This window comes from Brevundimonas sp. FV1ye7S (genome assembly GCF_058680995.1).
Map to the genome: position 1 here is coordinate 2,912,453 of NZ_CM178726.1, position 19,346 is coordinate 2,931,798.

20 protein-coding genes and 1 tRNA gene are annotated in these 19,346 nt (G+C 67.1%); 11 read left to right on the forward strand and 10 right to left on the reverse strand.

Annotated features, from left to right (window positions below; translation table 11 throughout):
• Positions 1-8 precede the first annotated feature (8 nt).
• Positions 9-1,157 carry a GNAT family protein gene (locus ACW18C_RS14180; RefSeq protein WP_492071580.1) on the forward strand — a complete coding sequence of 383 codons (1,149 nt, stop codon included), beginning with the start codon at positions 9-11 and terminating at the stop codon, positions 1,155-1,157.
• 29 nt (positions 1,158-1,186) lie between these two features.
• Here the strand turns inward: ACW18C_RS14180 and mscL are convergent, their stop codons facing one another.
• The 7 genes from mscL to aroA all read right to left on the reverse strand — a co-directional run bounded on the left by mscL (position 1,187) and on the right by aroA (position 6,654).
• Entirely contained in the window at positions 1,187-1,603 is a 417-nt protein-coding gene (gene mscL / locus ACW18C_RS14185; protein ID WP_008263083.1) for a large-conductance mechanosensitive channel protein MscL, read from the reverse strand.
• Positions 1,604-1,637: 34 nt separating this feature from the next.
• Positions 1,638-1,928 (reverse strand): integration host factor subunit beta, encoded by a 291-nt coding sequence (locus ACW18C_RS14190; RefSeq protein WP_035307045.1) that lies wholly within the window; start codon positions 1,926-1,928, stop codon positions 1,638-1,640.
• A 244-nt stretch (positions 1,929-2,172) separates the two neighbouring features.
• The gene (rpsA, locus tag ACW18C_RS14195; protein ID WP_426026486.1) at positions 2,173-3,876 is read right to left on the reverse strand and encodes a 30S ribosomal protein S1; all 1,704 of its coding nucleotides are present in this window, start codon (positions 3,874-3,876) and stop codon (positions 2,173-2,175) included.
• A gap of 194 nt (positions 3,877-4,070) precedes the next feature.
• Entirely contained in the window at positions 4,071-4,715 is a 645-nt protein-coding gene (cmk, locus tag ACW18C_RS14200) for a (d)CMP kinase (protein ID WP_492071582.1), read from the reverse strand.
• Entirely contained in the window at positions 4,715-5,023 is a 309-nt protein-coding gene (locus tag ACW18C_RS14205) for an addiction module antidote protein (protein WP_035307008.1), read from the reverse strand. Before ACW18C_RS14205 ends, cmk begins: the two co-directional genes overlap by 1 nt.
• Entirely contained in the window at positions 5,013-5,339 is a 327-nt protein-coding gene (locus ACW18C_RS14210; RefSeq protein ID WP_492071584.1) for a type II toxin-antitoxin system RelE/ParE family toxin, read from the reverse strand. Before ACW18C_RS14210 ends, ACW18C_RS14205 begins: the two co-directional genes overlap by 11 nt.
• A gap of 4 nt (positions 5,340-5,343) precedes the next feature.
• Positions 5,344-6,654 (reverse strand): 3-phosphoshikimate 1-carboxyvinyltransferase, encoded by a 1,311-nt coding sequence (aroA, locus tag ACW18C_RS14215; RefSeq protein ID WP_492071585.1) that lies wholly within the window; start codon positions 6,652-6,654, stop codon positions 5,344-5,346.
• A gap of 124 nt (positions 6,655-6,778) precedes the next feature.
• Between aroA and ACW18C_RS14220 the strand changes: the two genes are divergently transcribed.
• From ACW18C_RS14220 to ACW18C_RS14230, 3 genes are all read left to right on the forward strand, one after another.
• Entirely contained in the window at positions 6,779-7,237 is a 459-nt protein-coding gene (locus ACW18C_RS14220; RefSeq protein WP_008261678.1) for a TIGR02300 family protein, read from the forward strand.
• A gap of 219 nt (positions 7,238-7,456) precedes the next feature.
• A tRNA-Ala gene (locus tag ACW18C_RS14225) sits at positions 7,457-7,532 on the forward strand.
• An 82-nt stretch (positions 7,533-7,614) separates the two neighbouring features.
• Complete coding sequence (locus tag ACW18C_RS14230) at positions 7,615-8,691, forward strand: mechanosensitive ion channel family protein (protein ID WP_492071586.1); 1,077 nt, start codon at positions 7,615-7,617, stop codon at positions 8,689-8,691.
• Positions 8,692-8,736: 45 nt separating this feature from the next.
• Here the strand turns inward: ACW18C_RS14230 and ACW18C_RS14235 are convergent, their stop codons facing one another.
• Positions 8,737-10,875, reverse strand: a complete 2,139-nt coding sequence (locus ACW18C_RS14235; protein WP_492071588.1) for a malate synthase G — start codon at positions 10,873-10,875, stop codon at positions 8,737-8,739.
• 151 nt (positions 10,876-11,026) lie between these two features.
• Between ACW18C_RS14235 and ACW18C_RS14240 the strand changes: the two genes are divergently transcribed.
• Both ACW18C_RS14240 and ACW18C_RS14245 read left to right on the forward strand, forming a co-directional pair.
• Complete coding sequence (locus ACW18C_RS14240; RefSeq protein WP_492071590.1) at positions 11,027-11,677, forward strand: DUF1345 domain-containing protein; 651 nt, start codon at positions 11,027-11,029, stop codon at positions 11,675-11,677.
• Positions 11,678-11,799: 122 nt separating this feature from the next.
• Positions 11,800-12,174: a hypothetical protein gene (locus ACW18C_RS14245; protein ID WP_492071591.1), complete on the forward strand. Its 375-nt coding sequence runs from the start codon at positions 11,800-11,802 to the stop codon at positions 12,172-12,174.
• A gap of 93 nt (positions 12,175-12,267) precedes the next feature.
• Here the strand turns inward: ACW18C_RS14245 and ACW18C_RS14250 are convergent, their stop codons facing one another.
• Positions 12,268-12,423, reverse strand: coding sequence for a hypothetical protein (locus tag ACW18C_RS14250; RefSeq protein ID WP_164952699.1), 156 nt, complete (start codon positions 12,421-12,423; stop codon positions 12,268-12,270).
• Between the two features lie 216 nt (positions 12,424-12,639).
• Here ACW18C_RS14250 and ACW18C_RS14255 point away from each other — a divergent pair, with 216 nt between their 5' ends.
• Entirely contained in the window at positions 12,640-14,274 is a 1,635-nt protein-coding gene (locus ACW18C_RS14255; protein ID WP_492071592.1) for a DUF1570 domain-containing protein, read from the forward strand.
• A gap of 101 nt (positions 14,275-14,375) precedes the next feature.
• A complete protein-coding gene (locus ACW18C_RS14260) occupies positions 14,376-16,013 on the forward strand; it encodes a peptide chain release factor 3 (protein ID WP_492074035.1) in 1,638 nt (545 codons plus the stop codon).
• Here the strand turns inward: ACW18C_RS14260 and ACW18C_RS14265 are convergent.
• A complete protein-coding gene (locus ACW18C_RS14265) occupies positions 16,010-16,627 on the reverse strand; it encodes an SCO family protein (RefSeq protein WP_492071593.1) in 618 nt (205 codons plus the stop codon). The genes ACW18C_RS14260 and ACW18C_RS14265 overlap by 4 nt on opposite strands.
• Positions 16,628-16,671: 44 nt before the next feature.
• On the opposite strand from ACW18C_RS14265, the gene ACW18C_RS14270 reads away from it, so the two are divergent.
• From ACW18C_RS14270 to ACW18C_RS14280, 3 genes are all read left to right on the forward strand, one after another.
• Positions 16,672-18,177, forward strand: a complete 1,506-nt coding sequence (locus ACW18C_RS14270) for an ActS/PrrB/RegB family redox-sensitive histidine kinase (RefSeq protein ID WP_492071595.1) — start codon at positions 16,672-16,674, stop codon at positions 18,175-18,177.
• Between the two features lie 109 nt (positions 18,178-18,286).
• Complete coding sequence (locus ACW18C_RS14275) at positions 18,287-18,844, forward strand: ActR/PrrA/RegA family redox response regulator transcription factor (RefSeq protein ID WP_035307519.1); 558 nt, start codon at positions 18,287-18,289, stop codon at positions 18,842-18,844.
• A 97-nt stretch (positions 18,845-18,941) separates the two neighbouring features.
• The gene (locus ACW18C_RS14280) at positions 18,942-19,172 is read left to right on the forward strand and encodes a hypothetical protein (protein ID WP_492071596.1); all 231 of its coding nucleotides are present in this window, start codon (positions 18,942-18,944) and stop codon (positions 19,170-19,172) included.
• Positions 19,173-19,346: the final 174 nt, after the last annotated feature.

The window sequence follows — 19,346 nt, forward strand, 5'->3', positions numbered from 1 at the left end:
GAGCGCCGATGTCCGTGCGACCCATCCGCAGATCCGACTACGAGGCCCTGAACAGGCTGCATCGTCAGGTCGGTTGGCCGGAGCGATCGCAGGCGGGGTGGCGCTGGCTGGAGGACAATCCGGCGCGGCGCGACATCGACGCGCCCTTCGGCTGGGTCGTCGCCGATCGGCAGGACGAACCGGTCGCCATGCTGGGCAATCTGATCCAGAGATTCTGCAAGGACGATGAAAGCCTGTACGCGGCGACGGGTTTTTCCATCATCGTGCCGCCGGAACGCACCGGCGCCAGCCGCTGTCTGATCAAGGCGATCCTGGCTCAGCCCGACCTGTTCGCCTGCTATACGCTGAACGCCAATCCCCGCGCAGCGCCGCTTTATCGGCTGTTCGGCCTCAAGCCGGGGCCGACGGAGACCCACGCCCTGAAACTGTCCTGGATGGTGGATCCGCTGACCTGTCTGAAGGGTCGACTGCTGCGGCGTCTGCTGGGCGGGATTTCGGCGGAGCAGGCCCGACGTCTGGGCGAGCCCCTGATGAACGCACGCCTGTTCCAGCCTCCACGCCTGCAATTGCCGGACGACGTCGTCGTGCTGCGCGATGTCAGGGAAAACTCGCCCTATGCCGACTTCTGGCGTGCGCTGACGGCCGAGGGGCGGCTGCTGGCGGACCGGGGGCCCGAGATCATGGCGTGGCGCCTGGCCGACCCGGACCAGACCTTGCCCCCCATACTGCTGGGGCGGATGCGCGACGGACGACTGGTGGGGACGGCCACGGCGATGATGACCAAGACCAGCCCGATCGAACCGCCGTGCCTCGACATCATCGATCTGACGGCGCTGCAGACGGACCCCGAAGCGATCGAAGTCCTGGCGGGCGTCCTGATCGACAATGCGCGGGCGCTGGGCGCGGCCAAGGTGCGGTTGCCGGTGACCAATCCGGACATCCTGGACCATCTGGGCGCCCTGACGCCCAAGGCGCGGCGCGAAGGCGGCTGGGGGCATTGTCACGCGCGCGTCGATGACCCGGTCCTGGCTGAAACCTGGGCTCCGACGCCGTTCGACGGCGACTACGCCGTCTGCGCCCGCCCCGTGCCTCAACCCCGCGCCCGGCGCGCGCCGGTCCGCGCCTCAGCGGTCCAGGGTCGGTTCTGGAAGGCCTGACCCCGACCGGCCGGCGGGAAATTCCGGCTTCAGGGACGCGCCTTCAGCGCGTCGCGAATCTCGACCAGCAGGGATTCGATCGGCGTGGGGGCCGAGGGCGCCGGATCGGGCTTGGCCGCTTCCTGGCGCCGCATGCTGTTGACGCCCTTGACCACCAGGAAGACCACGAAGGCGACAATCAGGAATTGGATCACGGTATTGGCGAAGGCGCCGTACTGGATCGCGACCTTCTCGACCGCCTCGGTCGCCGGGTTCTCGCGCCGCAGCACCCATTCCAGTTCGGAAAAGTCGATGCCGCCGGTCAACAGGCCGATGGGGGGCATGACGACCTGATCGACCAGGCTCTTGACGATGCCGTTGAAGGCCGCGCCGATGATCACCCCGACCGCCAGATCGACGACGTTCCCCTTGACCGCGAACTCGCGGAACTCGGACAGCAGGCTCATTCGAAAATTCTCTTGGCAGTCAGGACGTGGAGATTCAGGCGTCGCCGGACGCGTTCAGACGCTCGCGCAGTTCCTTGCCGCTCTTGAAGAAGGGCACGGCCTTGGCCGGCACCTCGACCGTCTCGCCGGTGCGCGGATTGCGACCCAGGCGCGCCGGACGGGACCGCACCGAAAAGGCGCCGAAGCCGCGCAACTCGACCCGGCCGCCCTCGGACAAGGCCCCGGTCATCTTGCCGAGGATGACATTCACCAGCCGCTCCACCTCCGCATGGGTCAGGTGGGTGTTCTCGGCCGCCAGCTTTTCGATCAGTTCAGACTTGATCATCAGGGCCCCTGCCAGCTCGCGATCGACAGGCCAGCGCTCGCCGACGATCCAGAAGCCGCACACTAACCCTCGCTCGCCGCGTGAAAAAGCCCTTATCCGCCAAGGAGGGGCGGCATTCGCATGATTTATGTCCGGTTCCGCTCATGCCAGTGCGCCAAATAGAGAAAAGGGCGGCGGGATCGCTCCCGCCGCCCTCATCTGTTTACGCTACTGCGGAGCGCGCGGCGCTCCGCGGCTTGAGCGCCTACTCCTTGGTGCCGGCGTTCTTCAGCGCGGCGCCCAGGATGTCGCCCAGAGAAGCGCCCGAGTCGGACGAGCCGAACTGTTCGATGGCTTCCTGTTCGTCCTTCATTTCCAGCGCCTTGATCGACACCGAGACGCGGCGCGAGGCCTTGTCCACGGCGGTGATCATGGCGTCGACGCGGTCGCCGACGGCGAAGCGTTCCGGACGTTGCTCGTTGCGGTCGCGCGACAGGTCCGACTTGCGCACGAAGGCCGTGACCGGCGCGTCGTCTTCACCGAACTTGACCTCGATGCCGCCGGTCTCGATCGACGAGACGGTGACGGTGATCTGCTGGCCGCGACGATAGGTGTCGCCCTCGCCGATCGGATCGCCGCCGAGCTGCTTGATGCCCAGCGAGACGCGTTCCTTCTCGACGTCGACGTCCAGGACCTTGGCCTTGACCATCTCGCCCTTGCGGTAGCGCTGGATGGCTTCTTCACCCGAAACCGACCAGTCGAGGTCGGACAGGTGCACCATGCCGTCGATGTCGTTGTCCAGGCCGATGAACAGGCCGAACTCGGTGGCGTTCTTGACTTCGCCCTCGACGGTCGAACCGATCGGGTTGTTGGCGACGAAGGCGTCCCACGGATTGTCCTGAGCCTGCTTCAGGCCCAGCGAGATGCGGCGCTTGGAAGCGTCGACGTCCAGGACGACCACGTCCACTTCCTGAGAGGTGGAGACGATCTTGCCCGGATGGACGTTCTTCTTGGTCCAGGACATTTCCGAGACGTGCACCAGACCCTCGACCCCGGCTTCCAGCTCCACGAAGGCGCCGTAGTCGGTGATGTTGGTGATGCGGCCCGTGTACTTGGCGCCGACCGGATACTTGGCTTCCACGCCGTCCCAGGGGTCCGACTGCAGTTGCTTCATGCCCAGCGAGATACGTTGGGTGTCCGGGTTGATCTTGACGATCTGGACCTTGACGGTGTCGCCGACGGCGAGAACCTGCGACGGGTGCGAGACGCGCTTCCACGACATGTCGGTGACGTGCAGCAGGCCGTCGATGCCGCCCAGGTCCACGAACGCGCCGTAATCGGTGATGTTCTTGACCACGCCTTCGCGGACTTCGCCCTCTTGCAGCTGGCCGACCAGCTCGGTGCGCTGTTCGGCGCGGGCTTCTTCCAGGATGGCGCGACGCGAGACGACGATGTTGCCGCGCGGACGGTCCATCTTCAGGATCTGGAACGGTTGTTCCTTGCCCATCAGCGGGCCGACGTCGCGCACCGGACGGATGTCCACCTGCGAGCCGGGCAGGAAGGCCGAGGCGCCGCCCAGGTCGACGGTGAAGCCGCCCTTGACGCGACCGACGATGGCGCCGTTGACCGGCTGGCCTTCGGCGAACACGACTTCCAGACGGGTCCAGGCTTCCTCGCGGCGGGCCTTGTCACGGCTGATGACGGCTTCGCCCAGGGCGTTCTCGACGCGCTCCAGGTAAACCTCGACGTTGTCGCCGACCTTCGGCAGCTTGGCGTCTTCGCCCTGGCCGAATTCGCGCATCGAGATGCGGCCTTCGGTCTTCAGGCCGACGTCGATGATGACGATGTCTTTTTCGATGCCGACGACGCGGCCGTGAACGACCTGGCCTTCGCCGAAGTCGCGACCCTGAAGCTGTTCGTCGAGCAGCGCCGAGAAGTCGTCGCGCGTGGGATTGAGAGTATCAGACATGAAGCTCTGGTGTTTCCGGTAGGGCTGTGGCGCGCGACCGAACGGCCCCGCGCGAGGTGGACGCCCCTCACACAGCAAAGCGCTGCGCCGAGGCGAGAGGAAAAGATAGGCAGGTCGTCAGGATGCGAGGCCGTTCAGAACGATCAAAACGCCCGCGGAAGCCGAGGATGGGCGCGTTGGATTTGCAAGACCGGTCAGAGACCGTGTTTCGCGCGCGCCGCCTCGACGATACGGCGGGCCGCATCGAAGGCCGCCTCTATACCCATGTCGGTGGTATCCAGCAAGACCGCGTCTTCGGCCTGGACCATCGGCGCCGCGCCGCGACCGGCGTCGCGCTCGTCCCGGCGCTGAATGTCGGCCAGCATGTCGTCGAAGCCGATGTCGAAACCCCGCGCCGTCAACTGTTTCCAGCGGCGGTCGGCGCGGACCCGGGGCGTGGCGGTGACGAACAGTTTGGCCGGGGCGTCAGGCGCGATCACCGTGCCGATGTCGCGGCCGTCCAGCACGGCGCCCCCCGCCTGGGCCGCAAAGGCCTGTTGCAGGTCCAGCAGGGCGGCGCGCACGCCGGGATGGCCGGCGACACGGCTGGCCACCTCGCCCGCCTCGCCGGTGGTCAGGCGGGGATCGTCGGACACCTGAGCCGCGTCCAGGCCACGCGCCGCCTCGGTCGCCGCCGCCTCGTCGTCCAGTGAACCGCCGGCCTCCAGAAGTTTGACGCCCACGGCGCGGTACAGCAGGCCGGTGTCCAGATGCGGCAGGCCATAGGTCCGCGCCAGCCGCGCGGCGATGGTGCCCTTGCCCGAGGCGGCGGGGCCGTCGACGGCGATGATCAGCGACATCAGGCGGCGGAGTCCACGCGAACGGGGGCGAGGCGAAGGCCCAGGGCCTGCATCACCTTGAAAATGGTCGAAAGCTCGGGCCGCCCCTCCTCGCTGAGCGCCCGATAGAGGGCCGTGCGCGACAGGTCCGCGTCCCGCGCCATCTGGGTCATGCCCTTGGCCCGGGCGACGACGCCCAGGGCGTTGGTGATGATGCGCGGATCGCCGAGCTCGGCGGCGGACTCGAACGAAGCCACCAGAAACTCCTCGACCGCCTCAGGCGTATCGAGGAAGTCGGCCGCGTCGAAGGGAACAGTTTCAATCGGCATGTCTCAACTCTCTCGCCAGAAGCAACGCCGCCTCGATGTCCCGCTTTTGAGACGACTTGTCGCCGCCTCCGAGCACGACGACCCAGGTGCGGTTCCGCTGAACCACATACACCCGATAGCCAGGGCCGACGTCGATCCGCAGTTCGCTGACGCCCTCGCCTACGGGCTTGACGTCGCCCCAGTGTCCAAACTGAAGCCGGGTCAGCCGGTCGGCGATCCTAGCCAGCGCCCGAGCATCTCGCAGTCTTGAACGCCAGCTCACGAACTGCGGCGTCAGTTCTAACGCAACCCGCTCACTGTCGTCTATGGGCGACATTTCGTCAAGCGATCCGCCCGCCCAGGCCGTTCATCATCTCGACGAAGCCAGGGAAGCTGGTGGCGATCATACCGGGCTCGTCGACCGAGACCGGTTGTTCGGCGGCCAAGCCCAGGACCAGATGGCTCATGGCGATGCGGTGGTCGTGGGCGGTGTGGACAGTCGCGCCGCCCGGAACCCTGGGAGCGCCGGTGACGATGAAGCCCTCGGGTTCTTCCTCCACCTGCACCCCGCAGGCGCGCAGGCCCTCGACCATCAGCGAGATCCGGTCGCTTTCCTTGACCCGCATCTCGCCCACGCCGCGCATGACGGTGACGCCGTCGGCGAAGGCCGCCGTCGCGGCCAGGATTGGATATTCGTCGATCATCGAGGCGGCGCGGGCTTCCGGCACGACCACGCCCTTCAGGGCCGAATGGCGGGCGGTGATGTCGCCGACGTCCTCGCCGCCGGCCTGACGCCGGTTCGATATGGTCAGGTCGGCGCCCATTTCGAGCCAGGTGTCGAACAGGCCGGTGCGCAGGGGGTTCAGCATCACCCCCTCGACCGTCACCACCGAGCCCGGCACGATCAGACCCGCCGCCAGGGGGAAGGCGGCCGAGGACGGATCGCCCGGCACGGCGACGAAGGTTCCGGTCAGCGGCTGACCGCCCTTCAGCGTGACCGTCCAGCCCTCGCCCATTTCTTCCACGCCGACTTCGGCGCCGAAGGCGCGCAGCATGCGTTCGGTGTGGTCGCGGCTCTTTTCCGGCTCCGTCACCGAGGTGACGCCCTGGGCGTTCAGGCCGGCCAGAAGTATGGCCGACTTCACCTGGGCCGAGGCCACCGTCTGCACATAGTCGATCGCCGTCAGCCTCCCGCCGGTCAGGGCGACCGGGAGCCGGTCCTCGGCCGCCTGCCAGTCGAACCGGGCGCCCATGTCGGCCAGCGGGCCGGTGACGCGCTTCATCGGCCGCTTCCGCAGCGAGACGTCGCCGTCGAAGGTGGCCGTCAGCGGATAGCCGGCGGCCGCCCCCATCAGCAGCCGCACGCCGGTGCCGGCGTTGCCGCAATCGATCACCGTCAAAGGCGTTCTGAAGCCGCCCGCCCCCTCGATACGCCATTTGCCGTCACCGGTCCGCTGGACCTTGGCGCCGAAGGCTTCGACCGCGCGGGCGGTGGCCAGGACGTCGTCGCCCTCCAGCAAACCCTCGACCTCGGTGACGCCCGAGGCCATGCCGCCCAGAATCATCGAGCGGTGTGACATCGACTTGTCGCCGGGCGCGCGAGCCGTTCCGGCAAGGGCGTCAGAGCGTCTGGAAGTCAGTTGGGACGGCATAATCACCCGCTTCAGGCTGCGTTCGCGAAAGGGCCGCGCGGGCGGCGCGAAAGATGGCTTTTGACAGCGGCTCCTAGGGGTGGCAAGGGACCGCCCCGAATTCAACCCGTTGAAGGTTCCAAACGTGGCCAATCCCGAACTGGGCGCCAAACAGGTTTGCCCGAACTGCCAGGCTAAGTTCTACGACCTGAACCGCCGCCCCGCACACTGCCCCAAATGCGCGACCGACTTCGATCCCGAAGAGGCGCTGAAGCTGCGCAGCCGTCGCGTTCGTCCCGGCTATCCCGCCGACGACGAAGAGACCGAAGATCAGGTCAAGGACAAGAAGGCCGAGTCCGACGAGGACGAGGAAGAAGAGATCCGGGCTCCGGAGATCGACGAGGAAGGCCATGAGCCGATCCTGACGCCCGACGACGATGACGACGACGCCCCCGCTGACGCTTCCGAAGAAGCCGGCATGGGCGCCACCGACGGCGACGACGACCTGGCCGACGACGATGACGACTCCGTGCCGTTCATCGAAGACGACGACGATGACTCCATCGAGGACGAGATCGCCAAGCCGTCGCGCGACGACGACTGATCTTTCTTGTTGCGTCCGCCGCATTTCCCGCTAGGAACTGCGGCGGACGGTCGATTTCAGCTCCCTTTTGGTTTGAAATCGCTGTGTTTTTTCGCTTCCGGAACCGATGCGAAAATAAATGTCGAAACGGGCTTGATCGCAAAAAAGCTCTGACATAGGTTCCGCCGCCTCGCCGGGGGCCATCGCAAGATGAACCGGGCGGACCAGACCGCAAGGTCCGGGGCTTTAGCTCAGTTGGTAGAGCGCTTGCATGGCATGCAAGAGGTCAGCGGTTCGACTCCGCTAAGCTCCACCAGTTTCCAGAAGCCCGGCTGTGAAAACAGCCGGGCTTCTTTGCTTTCTGGAACCTGAGCCGTTCGCCGCGCGCTTGCGCCCTTATGACATCCCCCATCCAGGCCGGCCTCGAATCCCTCGACGACACCCAGATCGTTCGGGTGGCGGGCGCGAGCATCACTGTCGGCGGCCTGGTCAGCGCCCTGGTCATCCTGCTGGTCGCCCTGATCGTCGCGCGGCTGGTGACGCGCGCCCTTCGGCGGGTGCGCGAGCGGTCGGAACGCAGCCGCCAGGCCCTGTACCTGCTGGAGCGGCTGTCGGGTTACGCCGTCATCATCGTCGGCGTCATGTCGGCCCTGTCGGCGGCAGGGCTGAACCTGTCGTCGCTGGCGGTCTTCGCCGGCGCGGTGGGCATCGGCGTCGGTCTGGGCCTGCAGGGGGTGGTCAAGGAGTTCGTGTCCGGCCTGTTCCTGATCTTCGACCGGATGGTGTCGGTCGGGGACTATATCGAGATCGAGGACATCGGCATTCGTGGCGCCATCATGGAGATCGGGCCGCGCGCGACGCGGGTGCGGACCAATGACAACGTCAATGTCCTGGTGCCGAACTCGCGCTTCATCGAACAGCCGGTGACCAACTGGACGCTGAAGGGCGACACCCGGCGCATCCACATCCCCTTCGCCGTCGCCTATGGATCGGACCGGGGCAAGGTGCGCGAGGCGGTTCTGGCCTGCGCCCGGGCCAGCCCCTTCACCCTGCCCGAGACCGAGGCGCGCAAGAGCCAGGTCTGGCTGGTGGGGTTCGGCGACAAGGGGCTGGATTTCGAACTGCTGGTCTGGCCGACACGCGAGGCGGTGAAGCGGCCGGCGGCCATGCACGCCGCCTACACCTGGCTGATCGCCGACGCCCTGGACGGCGCCGGGATCGAGGTGCCCTTCCCCCAGACCGACCTTCGGATCCGCAGCGCCTTCGGCCTGGAGGGCGACGACGCCCTGGGGCGGCTGGGCTACGGCCGGGGCGCCCGCCCGGCGACGGCGGCGACCGTCACGCCCCAGGCCCAGCCCTCTGTCTCCGCTTCGGGCGCCAGCAACGACGCCGCCGAGGACCTGATGATGGCCGAAGACGAGGACGGCCCCCTGGAACCGGCGCCCGGCCTGCCGCCGGGACGGACGGGGGGTTAAACCACAGCCCCGTCACCCTCGGGCTCGTCCCGAGGGTGAGGGATTTTAATGCTGGGCCTTGGCCCTCAGCCGGTAGGCGTGAAGCAACGGCTCGGTATAGCCGTTCGGCTGGGCCGCGCCCTCGAACACCAGGGCCCGGGCGGCCTGGTAGGCCAGACTGGCGGCGGGATCGGGGGCCATGGGGCGATAGAGCGGGTCGCCGGCGTTCTGGGCGTCGACCTTGGCCGCCATCCGCAGGAAGGCCGCATCCACCTGATAGGGGGTGCAGACGCCGTGCAGCAGCCAGTTGGCGATATGCTGCGAACTGATCCGCAGGGTGGCGCGATCCTCCATCAGACCGATGTCGTGGATGTCGGGCACCTTGGAACAGCCGACGCCCTGGTCGATCCAGCGGACGACATAGCCGAGAATGCCCTGGGCGTTGTTGTCCAGCTCGGCTGCGACCTCGTCCTCGGACCAGTTGATCCCGTTGGCCAGAGGCGGGGTCAGCAAGGCGTCCAGACCCGGCGTCGGGCGGTTCGCCACCTCGGCCTGAACGGCGAAGACGTCCACCGCGTGATAGTGAAGCGCGTGCAGGGTGGCGGCGGTCGGCGACGGGGTCCAGGCGGTGTTGGCGCCGGTCCTGGGGTGGGCGATCTTCTGCTCCAGCATGTCGGCCATCCGGTCGGGCGCGGCCCACATGCCCTTGCCGATCTGGGCCTTGCCCGACAGGCCGCACTTCAGGCCGATGGCGACGTTGCGCGCCTCATAGGCGGTGATCCAGGCGCTGGACTTGATGTCGGCCTTTCGCACCACAGGCCCGGCCTGCATGGCAGTGTGGATCTCGTCGCCGGTCCGATCCAGGAAGCCGGTGTTGATGAAGACGATCCGGTCCTTCACCGCATGAATACAGGCCGCCAGATTGGCCGAGGTGCGGCGTTCCTCGTCCATCACCCCGACCTTGATCGTGTGACGCGGCAGGGCCAGCAGGTCCTCGACCGCGTCGAACAGCCGGTCGGTGAAGGCCGCCTCGTCCGGCCCATGCATCTTGGGCTTGACGATATAGACCGATCCGGTCGCGCTGTTGCCGAAGGTGCCGAGCCCCTTGATGTCGTACAGCGCGATCAGGCTGGTGACGACGGCGTCCATGATCCCCTCGGGCGCGTCCGATCCGTCGGTTAAACGGACGGCGGGGTTGGTCATGAGATGGCCGACGTTGCGCACGAACAGCAGGCTGCGGCCCTTCAGGGTCACGTCGCCGCCGTGGGGCGCGGCCCAGCGGCGGTCAGGCTCCAACGCGCGGGTCAGTGTCTCGCCGCCCTTCCTGAAAGTGGCGGCCAAGTCGCCGCGCATCAGGCCCAGCCAGTTGCGATAGGCCTCGGCCTTGTCGGCGGCGTCCACGGCGGCGACTGAATCCTCCAGATCGACGATGGTGGTCAGGGCGGATTCCAGCACGACATCGGCCAGGCCCGCCGGATCACCGCGGCCCACGGGATGGGACGGGTCGATCACCAGTTCGATATGCAGGCCGTTGTGCGCCAGCAGGATGGAGGCCGGCGAGGCCGGGTCTCCGGTGAAACCGACGAACTGGGCCGGATCCTGCAGGGCGGGAACCAGGGCGCCGTCGACCACCGACCAGCCGGCGACATCGGCGTGCGTCCCCTCAGCCAGGGGCGCCGCCTCGTCCAGGAAGGCCTTGGCGCGGGCCACGACCCGGGCGCCGCGCGCCGCGTCATAGCCGCCGCCGGTCGGCAGGTCGCCCAGAGCATCCGTGCCGTAGAGGGCGTCGTACAGGCTGCCCCACCGGGCGTTGGCGGCGTTCAGCAGAAAGCGGGCGTTCAGCACCGGCACGACCAGCTGCGGCCCGGCCATGCGGGCGATCTCGGCGTCTACGCCGCTCGTGCCGATGGAAAAGGGCGCCGGCTCCTCGACCAGATAGCCGATCTCGCGCAGGAAGGTCTGGGACGCGGCCACGTCATAGGGCTGGCCCCTGCGGGCGGCGTGCCAGGCGTCGATCCGGGCCTGAAGATCGTCGCGCCGGGCCAGCAGGGCGCGGTTCTCCGGTGCAAACCGGGCGAAGACCTCCGCCGCACCGGACCAGAAGTCCGCCGGGTCCAGTCCCAGACCCGGCAATACGTCCTGCTCGATCAGGGCCGCGAGCTCGGCCGCGACCTTCAATCCGGCGCGATCTTCATAGGACGTCATGGCGGCCTTTCTCCGGCGCGACGCCGGACCTGTAACAATGCGTGATCACGCTAAGCCGACCGTGCAGGGCTTCGCAAGGGTCACGTTGCGTCAGGCGCTTCGCTTTTCGTCTAGCGCTTGCGGCACGCGCATGGGGCGTCATGATCCGACCATGAGTCTGTTTCGCACCCTGCGCCTGTACGGCGTCCTGTTTTCCAGCCTGGGTGTGGTGATCCTGGTCGCCCTGCTGATCCCGGCCGGTGAAAGCGCTTTGACCCGGATGGCCTATGGCTGGATCGCGGGGGTCGCGGTCTTTATCGCCGCCACCCTGACCCGTATGGCCCTGGTCCAGGACGCCAACGCCATTCGCAGGCGCGCGGCGGCCCTGGACCAGACCGGCGGCGCCGTGCTGCCTCTCAGCCTGCTGGCGGCGGTGGCCAGTATCGTGGTGGTCGTCGGCGAGGCGGTGCAGGCCGGCGGCTCGCCGATCCTTGGTCTGCTGGCCCTGGGGACCGTGACCCTGTCCTGGACCTTCATCCACCTGATCTTCACCCTGCACTACGCCCACGCCTTCTATCAGCACGGCGACCACGGCAAGGACCGGGGCGGCCTGATCTTCCCCGGCGAAACCGAGCCCGACTATTGGGACTTTCTGCATTTCGCCCTGATCATCGGGGTGGCGTCCCAGACGGCAGACGTCCAGATCGCCGATCGGGGCATCCGTCGGCTGTCGACCGTGCACAGCCTGACCGCCTTTGTTTTCAACACGGTGATCCTGGCCCTGACGGTGAATCTGGCGGTCGGATTGGTGGGCGTTTCGTAGAATTCCCGGATCGCCCGGTCAGAAAGGCTTAACCGCGTCCGTGAACGGGACCGCAAGCGACTGGGGCGTAAGGCTGTCTGTACGGACGACCTCCCGTCCGGATCGCAAGAAGCGTCTCGCCCATGCTGTTTCTTCTGAACGACGTCGTGTTCGACCTGGACGAGGCCTGTCCGGTCACGCCCGCCGACGCGCGCCGGTTCGAGAAGCTGGGCTTCGACTATGTGCTGGAACTGGGCTGCGAACTGTTCGCCGGGGATCCGCTGCTGCACCGCAACGATCCCGGCCGGGCGCGCCGTCTGGCCTGGCTGATCGCCGAGCGCAGCCCCGAGGTCAACGCCGCCCTGTTCGCCGCGCCGACAGCCGCCTGCAATCCCGACCTGGTCGAGCCGCGCTTCTGCACCCTGCCCGACGTGGTGATGAGGCAGTTGCAGGAGAAGGGCCGCCGACTGGACGCGATCGCGGCGGATCGCGCCGTGTGGAACCGTCTGGCCGCCTGACCGTCTCTGCTCATCGTCTGAGGCGGATCCCCAGACGCCTGTTTATTCCGTGAAGCGACCGATCAAACGGCCGCGCCAAATGTCGTCGCGCCTTCAGAACGCCGTGAACAAGGCGTGGACGACGGCCGCTGCGGCGAAGATGAAGCCGAAGCCGATCACCAGTCCGAAAGCGGGGTGCAGCCTGTGCGGACGCTCGAATTTCGAACGGTCGAGACCGACGGCGCGGTCCTCAGGATGGATAACAGCCATCGTCATTTCCTTTCCCTATGGTCCCGGATCGATCCGGGAGAGAAGCGCCGGGCTCTGACGGCCTGATCGTCTCCTCAGACCCGACAATGACTCCAATAGCCCCTTATGGCGAGGGGTTATTTGATGTGGCGCAAATGCGCACTTTTCAATGGAGCGCTTTGGAAGCCCTTTACCCGAACCGCAATCTGCGATTGATGTTGGCGAGTGGAGGGGTTCATGAATTTTAACATCGTACGCAGCAGTATCGTCGGCGCTCTTGCTGCGCTGGGACTTGTCACCGCAGCCGCTCCGGCCCAGGCTGACTGGCTTAGGGCGGAAACAGAACATTTCGTTGTCTACGGAGATACGTCGGAGGCCAGCCTCCGCCGGTATGCCCGCAAAATCGAGCGGTTCGACGCCTTGCTGCGAACCTACTACCCCATCAACACCGAATATCAGATACCGAAGCTAGAGATATTCATGGCTGACGGTAGACGCGATATGGTTCGCGCCTATCCCGGCATAAGCGAAAGTGTCGCTGGCTTCTACTCGCCCAACAGCGGTCGAATTTACGCAGTAATCAATACGAAAAGCTCGATGGGAGACGTCGTGGCTTATCACGAATACGCCCACCACTTTATGTTTCAAATGAAATCCAATGCTTACCCGTCGTGGTTTGTCGAAGGATTCGCTGAATACTATTCAACTGCCGACCTCGATGGAAACGAGATTCAGTTCGGACGCCACAACCCCGGCAGAATGAACTCGCTGACAGCGGGAGCGAATACCTGGGCAAAAATGGATGATGTGCTGAAGTGGAGGGTGACGGCGTCGGGGCGCTATCCGGCGCATCAATACTACGCCCAAGCCTGGGCGATGACCCATTACTTCATGAGCACTCCGGATCGCACCCAAATTCTGGGACGATACCTCGCGGCGGTAGCTGGGGGCGAAGATTCGGTCGCCGCCATGCAAACAGCGGCGGGGCGAACGACAAGCCAACTCCAAGACGACATTTGGAGCTATATATCCGGGCGGATCAACATCCTGTCGCCGCAGATTAAACTGGCCGAGCCGACCGTCGCCATTTCACGCCTGACCAGCTCCCAAGCGGACGCAATCTGGCTGGACGTCCGACTGGACAATACGCCTGTCATCCAGAAGCCCGACGACAACGACGATGATGGCGACGTGAGACAATCCGCCGCGCAGAAGGCTCGCGAGGAACGTGAAGAGGCCGCCAGCCGCGCCGAGCTAATCAGCGCCGCCTTGGCCTTGGCCGAAGCGTATCGGAACGAGGCGACAGGAGCATTGCTCGCCGCTCGCGCGCACCGGCTGAGCGGACAACCAGACTTGGCATTGGAAGCTTTGGCGCCGTTCCTGAACGACCAGTCGACCGACGCCGACGTCTTGCGCGTTGCAGCCATGGCGCTGCTGGATCAGGTCCAGACAGCGCAGTCCCCAGAGGCCGCTACGGCGCTTCGTCGCAAGGCGGGCAGATATCTAGCCCGGGCGATGGAGGCCGATCCTTTGGATTTTCGCATTTATCTGGGCTTGAACGACACCCGACGCGGGCAGGCCCAATACCCCACTCCAAACGATCTCGCGACACTGGAGGCCGCCTACGCCCTGGCGCCTCAGTCGTTCGATACACGGCTGAGACTGGGCGAGGCCTATATGGCGCGCAACATGGCGGGCGCCGCGATCAATGTTCTCACTCCCGTCGCGAACAGCCCGCACCGCAGCGGCTTTTCGAGACAGGCTCGGATAATGATCAACCAGGCTCACCTCTCGTTGGGGCAGACGGCCGAGCCGTTCGAGGAGCCGCCAGAAGAGGATTCCCCAGCGCCTGAAGCGGCTTCTTCACGTTGAAAATCACGGCATAAGCGGCGACACGGCGACTTTGCCGATTTGTCGCCATTGCTACCAACGGCGTTGCGAGATACCCCCGCGCCGAAGGACACCCTATGCCTATGCTGACACTGCCCGAGGAGGCGGCCCGCCGCCGGACCTTCGCCATCATCGCCCACCCGGATGCGGGCAAGACGACCCTGACCGAGCATATCCTGCTGGCCGGCGGGGCCATTCGCGCGGCCGGCGCCGTGCGGGCGCGGGGCGAGAACCGGCGGACCCGGTCCGACTGGATGAAGATCGAGAAGGAGCGCGGGATTTCCGTCAGCGCCTCGGTCATGACGTTCGAGCACGACGGCAAGATGTTCAACCTGCTCGACACGCCGGGGCACGAGGACTTCTCCGAAGACACCTATCGCACCCTGACCGCCGCCGACTGCGCCATCATGGTGCTGGACGCCGCCAAGGGGATCGAGCCGCAGACGCTGAAACTGTTCGAGGTCTGCCGCCTGCGCGACATCCCGATCATCACCTTCATCAACAAGCTGGACCGCGAGGCCCAGGATCCGATGACGCTGCTGGACGACATCGCATCGCGGCTGCAACTCGACCCGGCCCCCATCTGGTGGCCGGCCGAGAGCGGCAATCGTCTGCGCGGCATGGTCGAGGTCGGCACCGGCCGGTTCCAGCCCTATACCCGCAAGATCGCGGGCTCGGCCGAGGACCCCGACCACCCCGCCGCCCTGCCCCTGGACCAGGCGGCGCAATATTTCGAGGCGGGCGAGCAGAATAACCTGGCCGAGGCGGTCGAACTGGTCGAGGGCGGCTATCCGGCCTTCGACCGGCAGGCCTTCCTGGAAGGCCATATGACGCCGGTGCTGTGGGGTTCGGCCCTGCGCCATTTCGGTATCGACGAACTGCTGAAGGCCATCGGCGACTGGGCCCCGGCGCCCAAGGTGATGAAGGCCAAAAAGGAATCTCCGCCCGAGACCCGCAACGCTCCGCCTCCCGTCGAGACGGTGGTCGAGCCGGGCGCCGACGAGGTCACCGGCTTCGTCTTCAAGGTCCAGGCCAATATGGACCCCAACCACCGCGACCGGATCGCCATGTTCCGCATGGCGAGCGGCGCCTTCAAGCGCGGCATGAAGCTGAAGGTGCAGAACACGGGCAAGTCCCTGTCGGTCAATGCGCCGATCATGTTCTTCGCCAGCGACCGCGAACTGGCCGACGACGCCTTCGCCGGCGACGTGATCGGCATTCCGAACCACGGCGTGCTGCGTGTCGGCGACAGCCTGTCGGAGAGCGGCGTGGTGCGGTTCGCCGGCCTGCCGAACTTCGCCCCGGAAATCCTGCAACGGGTGCGGGTCAAGGATCCGCTGAAGGCCAAACACCTGAAGAAGGCGCTGGAAGGCCTGGCCGAGGAAGGCGTCACCCAGTTGTTCCGGCCCGAGATCGGGTCCGACTTCATCGTCGGCGCCGTGGGCCAGCTGCAGTTCGAGGTCATGGCCGACCGACTGGGCGAGGAATACGGCCTGGACGTCATCTTCGAGCCCAGCCCCTACGCCGAGGCGCGCTGGGTCACTCCAGCCTCGGGGGGAACCGACGCGGACATCGAAGACTTCAGCGGCAAATACCGCCCCCAGATGGCCCGCGACATCGACCAGGCCCCGGTCTTCCTGGCCAAGTCCAGCTGGGAGACCGGCTATGTCGGCGAACGCTTCCCCAAGGTGGCCTTCACCAAGACCAAGGAGCGGGGTTAACCCCGCGCCATCGCGTCCTCGATGATCTTGGTCGCCTTGTCCGGACCCAGGCCATAGGCGACGGCGGTGCGGAACTTGCCGTCCGGCCCCATCAGATAGACGGTCAGGGAGTGGTTCATCGTATAGCCCTCCCCCTCGCCGACCTTCTCGTAATAGGCGCGATAGGCCTTGGCCGCCTGGGCGACCTGTTCCGGCGTGCCTGTCAGGCCGATGGTCCCCCTGGGGAAGCCGTCGGAGGACAGATAGTCCTTCAGCTGCCGGGGCGTGTCGCGTTCGGGGTCGATGCTGACGAAGACGATCTGGAGGTTGTCGGCCTTGTCGCCCAGCCGCTGCTGCACCGCCGCCATTTCGGCCAGGGTGGTGGGGCAGAATTCGGGGCAGTAGGTGAAGCCGAAGAAGACCAGGCTCCATTTGCCGTTCAGCATCGTCTGATCGACGGGCGCCCCGTCCTGGTTCACCAGCTGGAAGTCGCCGCCGACCAGCGGCTGGCCAGTGGAGGAGACCTCGCCAGCCGCCGGGCCACGGCCTGACACCACCACCACGGTGACGATGGCCAGGGCGGCGGCGATGGCGATACAGGCGCCCGCGAACAGCAGGATGGAACGACGCGGCATGACGACCTCTGACGAAAACCTCGGACCCGGTCTATAGAAGGCCCGTGACCTCGACAGAAGACCGCATCGCGCCGCATGCGCCCCCGGCCCCTTCAGAGGGGAGTCTGTCCGGCGCTTCCTTGGCCGACGCCGGCCTGTCCGAAGCGGGTTGGCGCGAGGCGCCGCGGCGGGGGCGCGGCTTTTCGCTGCGGACCCTGATCGTCCTGCGCTGGCTGACGATCCTGGGCCAGAGCGTGGCCATATTGACGGCGTCGCAGGGCCTGCACTTCCCCCTGCCTTTGTGGCCCTGCCTGATCGTCATCGCCGTAAGCGCGGCCGTCAATGTCGGGGCCATGGCGCGGGTGAGACGACTGGAGGCCAGCCTGCCGGACGGGCGAACCACGGCCGTCCATCTGGGGTTCGACATCTTCCAGCTGGGCCTGCTGCTGGGCCTGACCGGCGGGCTGGAGAACCCCTTCTGCCTACTGCTGGTGGCGCCGGTGACGATCGCCGCGGCGGCCCTGCCGGCCCGCCAGGCCCTGTTGCTGGGCCTGCTGGCCCTGATCGCGGTCGGGGTGCTGTTCTTCTGGTCCGAGCCCCTGCCCTGGCGCGCCCACGAGAATTTCCACCTGCCCCTGCTCTATCGGCTCGGCATGGCCATGGCCCTGGTGACCGGGGTGGTGTTCACCGCCGGCTACGCCTGGCGGGTGGCGGCCGACGCCGAGAAGCTGGAACTGGCCCTGGCTACGACCCAGGACGTGCTGCAGCGCGAGCAGAGGCTGGCGGCCCTGGGCGGGCTGGCGGCGGCGGCGGCGCACGAACTGGGCACGCCGCTGGCGACCATCCAGGTCGTGGCCAAGGAGCTTCAGCGCGCCTCGGCCCCCGACAGCGACGCGGCCGAGGACGCCGCCCTGATCCTGCAACAGGCCGAGCGGTGCCGGGGCATACTGACCCAACTCTCGCAACAGCCCGAGGGCGACGACGCCCTGTATGCCGACGTCGCCCTGAAGGCCCTGCTGGAGGAGGTGGTGGAGCCGCACCGGGGGTTCGATCTGAACTTCGAGGTTCTGGTCAAGACCCCGCCCGGCCAGCCCGCCCCGCGCGTGCGTCGGATGCCCGAGGTGGTCCACGGCCTGTCGACTCTGGTCGAGAACGCCGCCGATTTCGCCGCCTCCACCGTGCGGGTCCAGGCCCTGGTCGACGCCGGCTGGATCGAGATCGCCATCCTGGATGACGGCCCCGGCTTCGCCAGCGACATCCTGCCCCGGCTGGGCGAGCCCTATGTGACCAGCCGCCCCCAGGGCAAGGCGCGCCTGGCCCTGGCCGCCCAGATCGCCGCCGCCACGTCCCGGCGGCGCAACACCGGGGCCGAGACGCCCATCGCCCCCAGCCAGGGCGGCATGGGTCTGGGCTTCTTCATCGCCCGCACCCTGCTGGAGCGGACCGGGGGGGTGGTCAGCGTCGGCCAGGGTCTGCTGCGGCCCGAAGTCCCCTCCGACGCCCGCAGCCCTGCGCGCGGCGCCCGCGTGGCGGTGCGGTGGGCGCGCCCGGCCCTGGAGGTGGCGGCGTGAACGGGTCCAGTCCCGCCCAACCTGCGTATTGGGTCGAAGAGTCGCAGGGTTGAACCTTGGCCTTGACCCCGCCCCGCCCCGCCCCGACTTGAACCGGCAGGAGAGACCCATGCCCGAGATAGACGCCCGTATCGCCGCCCTGCCCGACAAGTCCCTGCTGCTGCTGGACGACGACCAGGCCCTGCGCACCCGAATGGGGCGGGCGCTGGAGGCGCGCGGCTTCGAGGTGACGACCGCCGAGTCCGTCGCCGAGGCCACCCGGTTGCTGCGCGACAAGGCCCCGGCCTTCGCCGTGCTGGACATGCGGCTGGAGGACGGCAACGGCCTGAAGGTCGTCGAGGCGGTGCGCGACCGGCGCGCAGACGCCCGCATCGTCATGCTGACGGGATACGGCGCCATCGCCACGGCCGTGGCCGCAGTCAAGGCCGGGGCCGTCGACTATCTGTCCAAGCCCGCCGACGCCGACGACGTGGTCAAGGCCCTGCTGGCCACCGCCGACGAGGCGCCCGAGCCGCCGGACAATCCGATGAGCGCCGACCGGGTGCGCTGGGAACATATCCAGCGCGTCTATGAACTGTGCGACCACAATGTCTCGGAGACTGCACGACGTCTGGGCATGCACCGCCGCACCCTGCAACGCATCCTGGCCAAGCGCGCCCCGCGCTGAACCGGGCAGCCGCCCCGACCCCGACCTGAGCTGATCCACGGGTGGCCGCAAAATTGCGTCACGCCGGACCAGCTTCTCGCTTTGGGACGGATCAGGCATGGCCGCGCAACACACCGATTTCGCCCTGCATCTGGCCGAGGTCCGCCCCGGCCTGTGGAACTGGCGCGTGCTGGGCGATGACGGCGAAGCGGCCGTGACCGGCGACACGACCACGAAAGAGACCGCCTACCAACAGGGCGAACTGTTCCGCCGCTACCTGTGCCGTTTCAGTGCGGAATGCGGCGGCGCTGGCCGCTCGGCCAGGCTGCGTTCGGCGCCTCGGCGCTGATCCTCAAGACGCGGGCGGGCGCCTGAAGCGGGTTTGGGGGATCGAACCCCGACATTCAGCCTGATATCGGGCGACATCGACCACCCGCCTCAAAATCGGCGCTTCAGGCTCAGTTGAACCGTGCGTCCCAGCGGATCCTGATCATCCCGTCCATAGCCGGGCGCAGGGCGTCCG

Bases quoted from the DNA above. Each gene is read 5' to 3' on its own strand.
- cmk (WP_492071582.1), bottom strand. From the start codon at position 4,715: ATGTCGCTGATCATCGCCGTCGACGGCCCCGCCGCCTCGGGCAAGGGC.
- ACW18C_RS14255 (WP_492071592.1), top strand. From the start codon at position 12,640: ATGAATTTTAACATCGTACGCAGCAGTATCGTCGGCGCTCTTGCTGCG.
- ACW18C_RS14265 (WP_492071593.1), bottom strand. From the start codon at position 16,627: ATGCCGCGTCGTTCCATCCTGCTGTTCGCGGGCGCCTGTATCGCCATC.
- rpsA (WP_426026486.1), bottom strand. From the start codon at position 3,876: ATGTCTGATACTCTCAATCCCACGCGCGACGACTTCTCGGCGCTGCTC.
- ACW18C_RS14250 (WP_164952699.1), bottom strand. From the start codon at position 12,423: ATGGCTGTTATCCATCCTGAGGACCGCGCCGTCGGTCTCGACCGTTCG.
- aroA (WP_492071585.1), bottom strand. From the start codon at position 6,654: ATGCCGTCCCAACTGACTTCCAGACGCTCTGACGCCCTTGCCGGAACG.
- ACW18C_RS14210 (WP_492071584.1), bottom strand. From the start codon at position 5,339: ATGTCGCCCATAGACGACAGTGAGCGGGTTGCGTTAGAACTGACGCCG.
- ACW18C_RS14280 (WP_492071596.1), top strand. From the start codon at position 18,942: ATGGCCGCGCAACACACCGATTTCGCCCTGCATCTGGCCGAGGTCCGC.
- ACW18C_RS14235 (WP_492071588.1), bottom strand. From the start codon at position 10,875: ATGACGTCCTATGAAGATCGCGCCGGATTGAAGGTCGCGGCCGAGCTC.
- mscL (WP_008263083.1), bottom strand. From the start codon at position 1,603: ATGAGCCTGCTGTCCGAGTTCCGCGAGTTCGCGGTCAAGGGGAACGTC.
- ACW18C_RS14260 (WP_492074035.1), top strand. From the start codon at position 14,376: ATGCTGACACTGCCCGAGGAGGCGGCCCGCCGCCGGACCTTCGCCATC.
- ACW18C_RS14245 (WP_492071591.1), top strand. From the start codon at position 11,800: ATGCTGTTTCTTCTGAACGACGTCGTGTTCGACCTGGACGAGGCCTGT.
- ACW18C_RS14240 (WP_492071590.1), top strand. From the start codon at position 11,027: ATGAGTCTGTTTCGCACCCTGCGCCTGTACGGCGTCCTGTTTTCCAGC.
- ACW18C_RS14230 (WP_492071586.1), top strand. From the start codon at position 7,615: ATGACATCCCCCATCCAGGCCGGCCTCGAATCCCTCGACGACACCCAG.
- ACW18C_RS14180 (WP_492071580.1), top strand. From the start codon at position 9: ATGTCCGTGCGACCCATCCGCAGATCCGACTACGAGGCCCTGAACAGG.
- ACW18C_RS14205 (WP_035307008.1), bottom strand. From the start codon at position 5,023: ATGCCGATTGAAACTGTTCCCTTCGACGCGGCCGACTTCCTCGATACG.
- ACW18C_RS14275 (WP_035307519.1), top strand. From the start codon at position 18,287: ATGCCCGAGATAGACGCCCGTATCGCCGCCCTGCCCGACAAGTCCCTG.
- ACW18C_RS14190 (WP_035307045.1), bottom strand. From the start codon at position 1,928: ATGATCAAGTCTGAACTGATCGAAAAGCTGGCGGCCGAGAACACCCAC.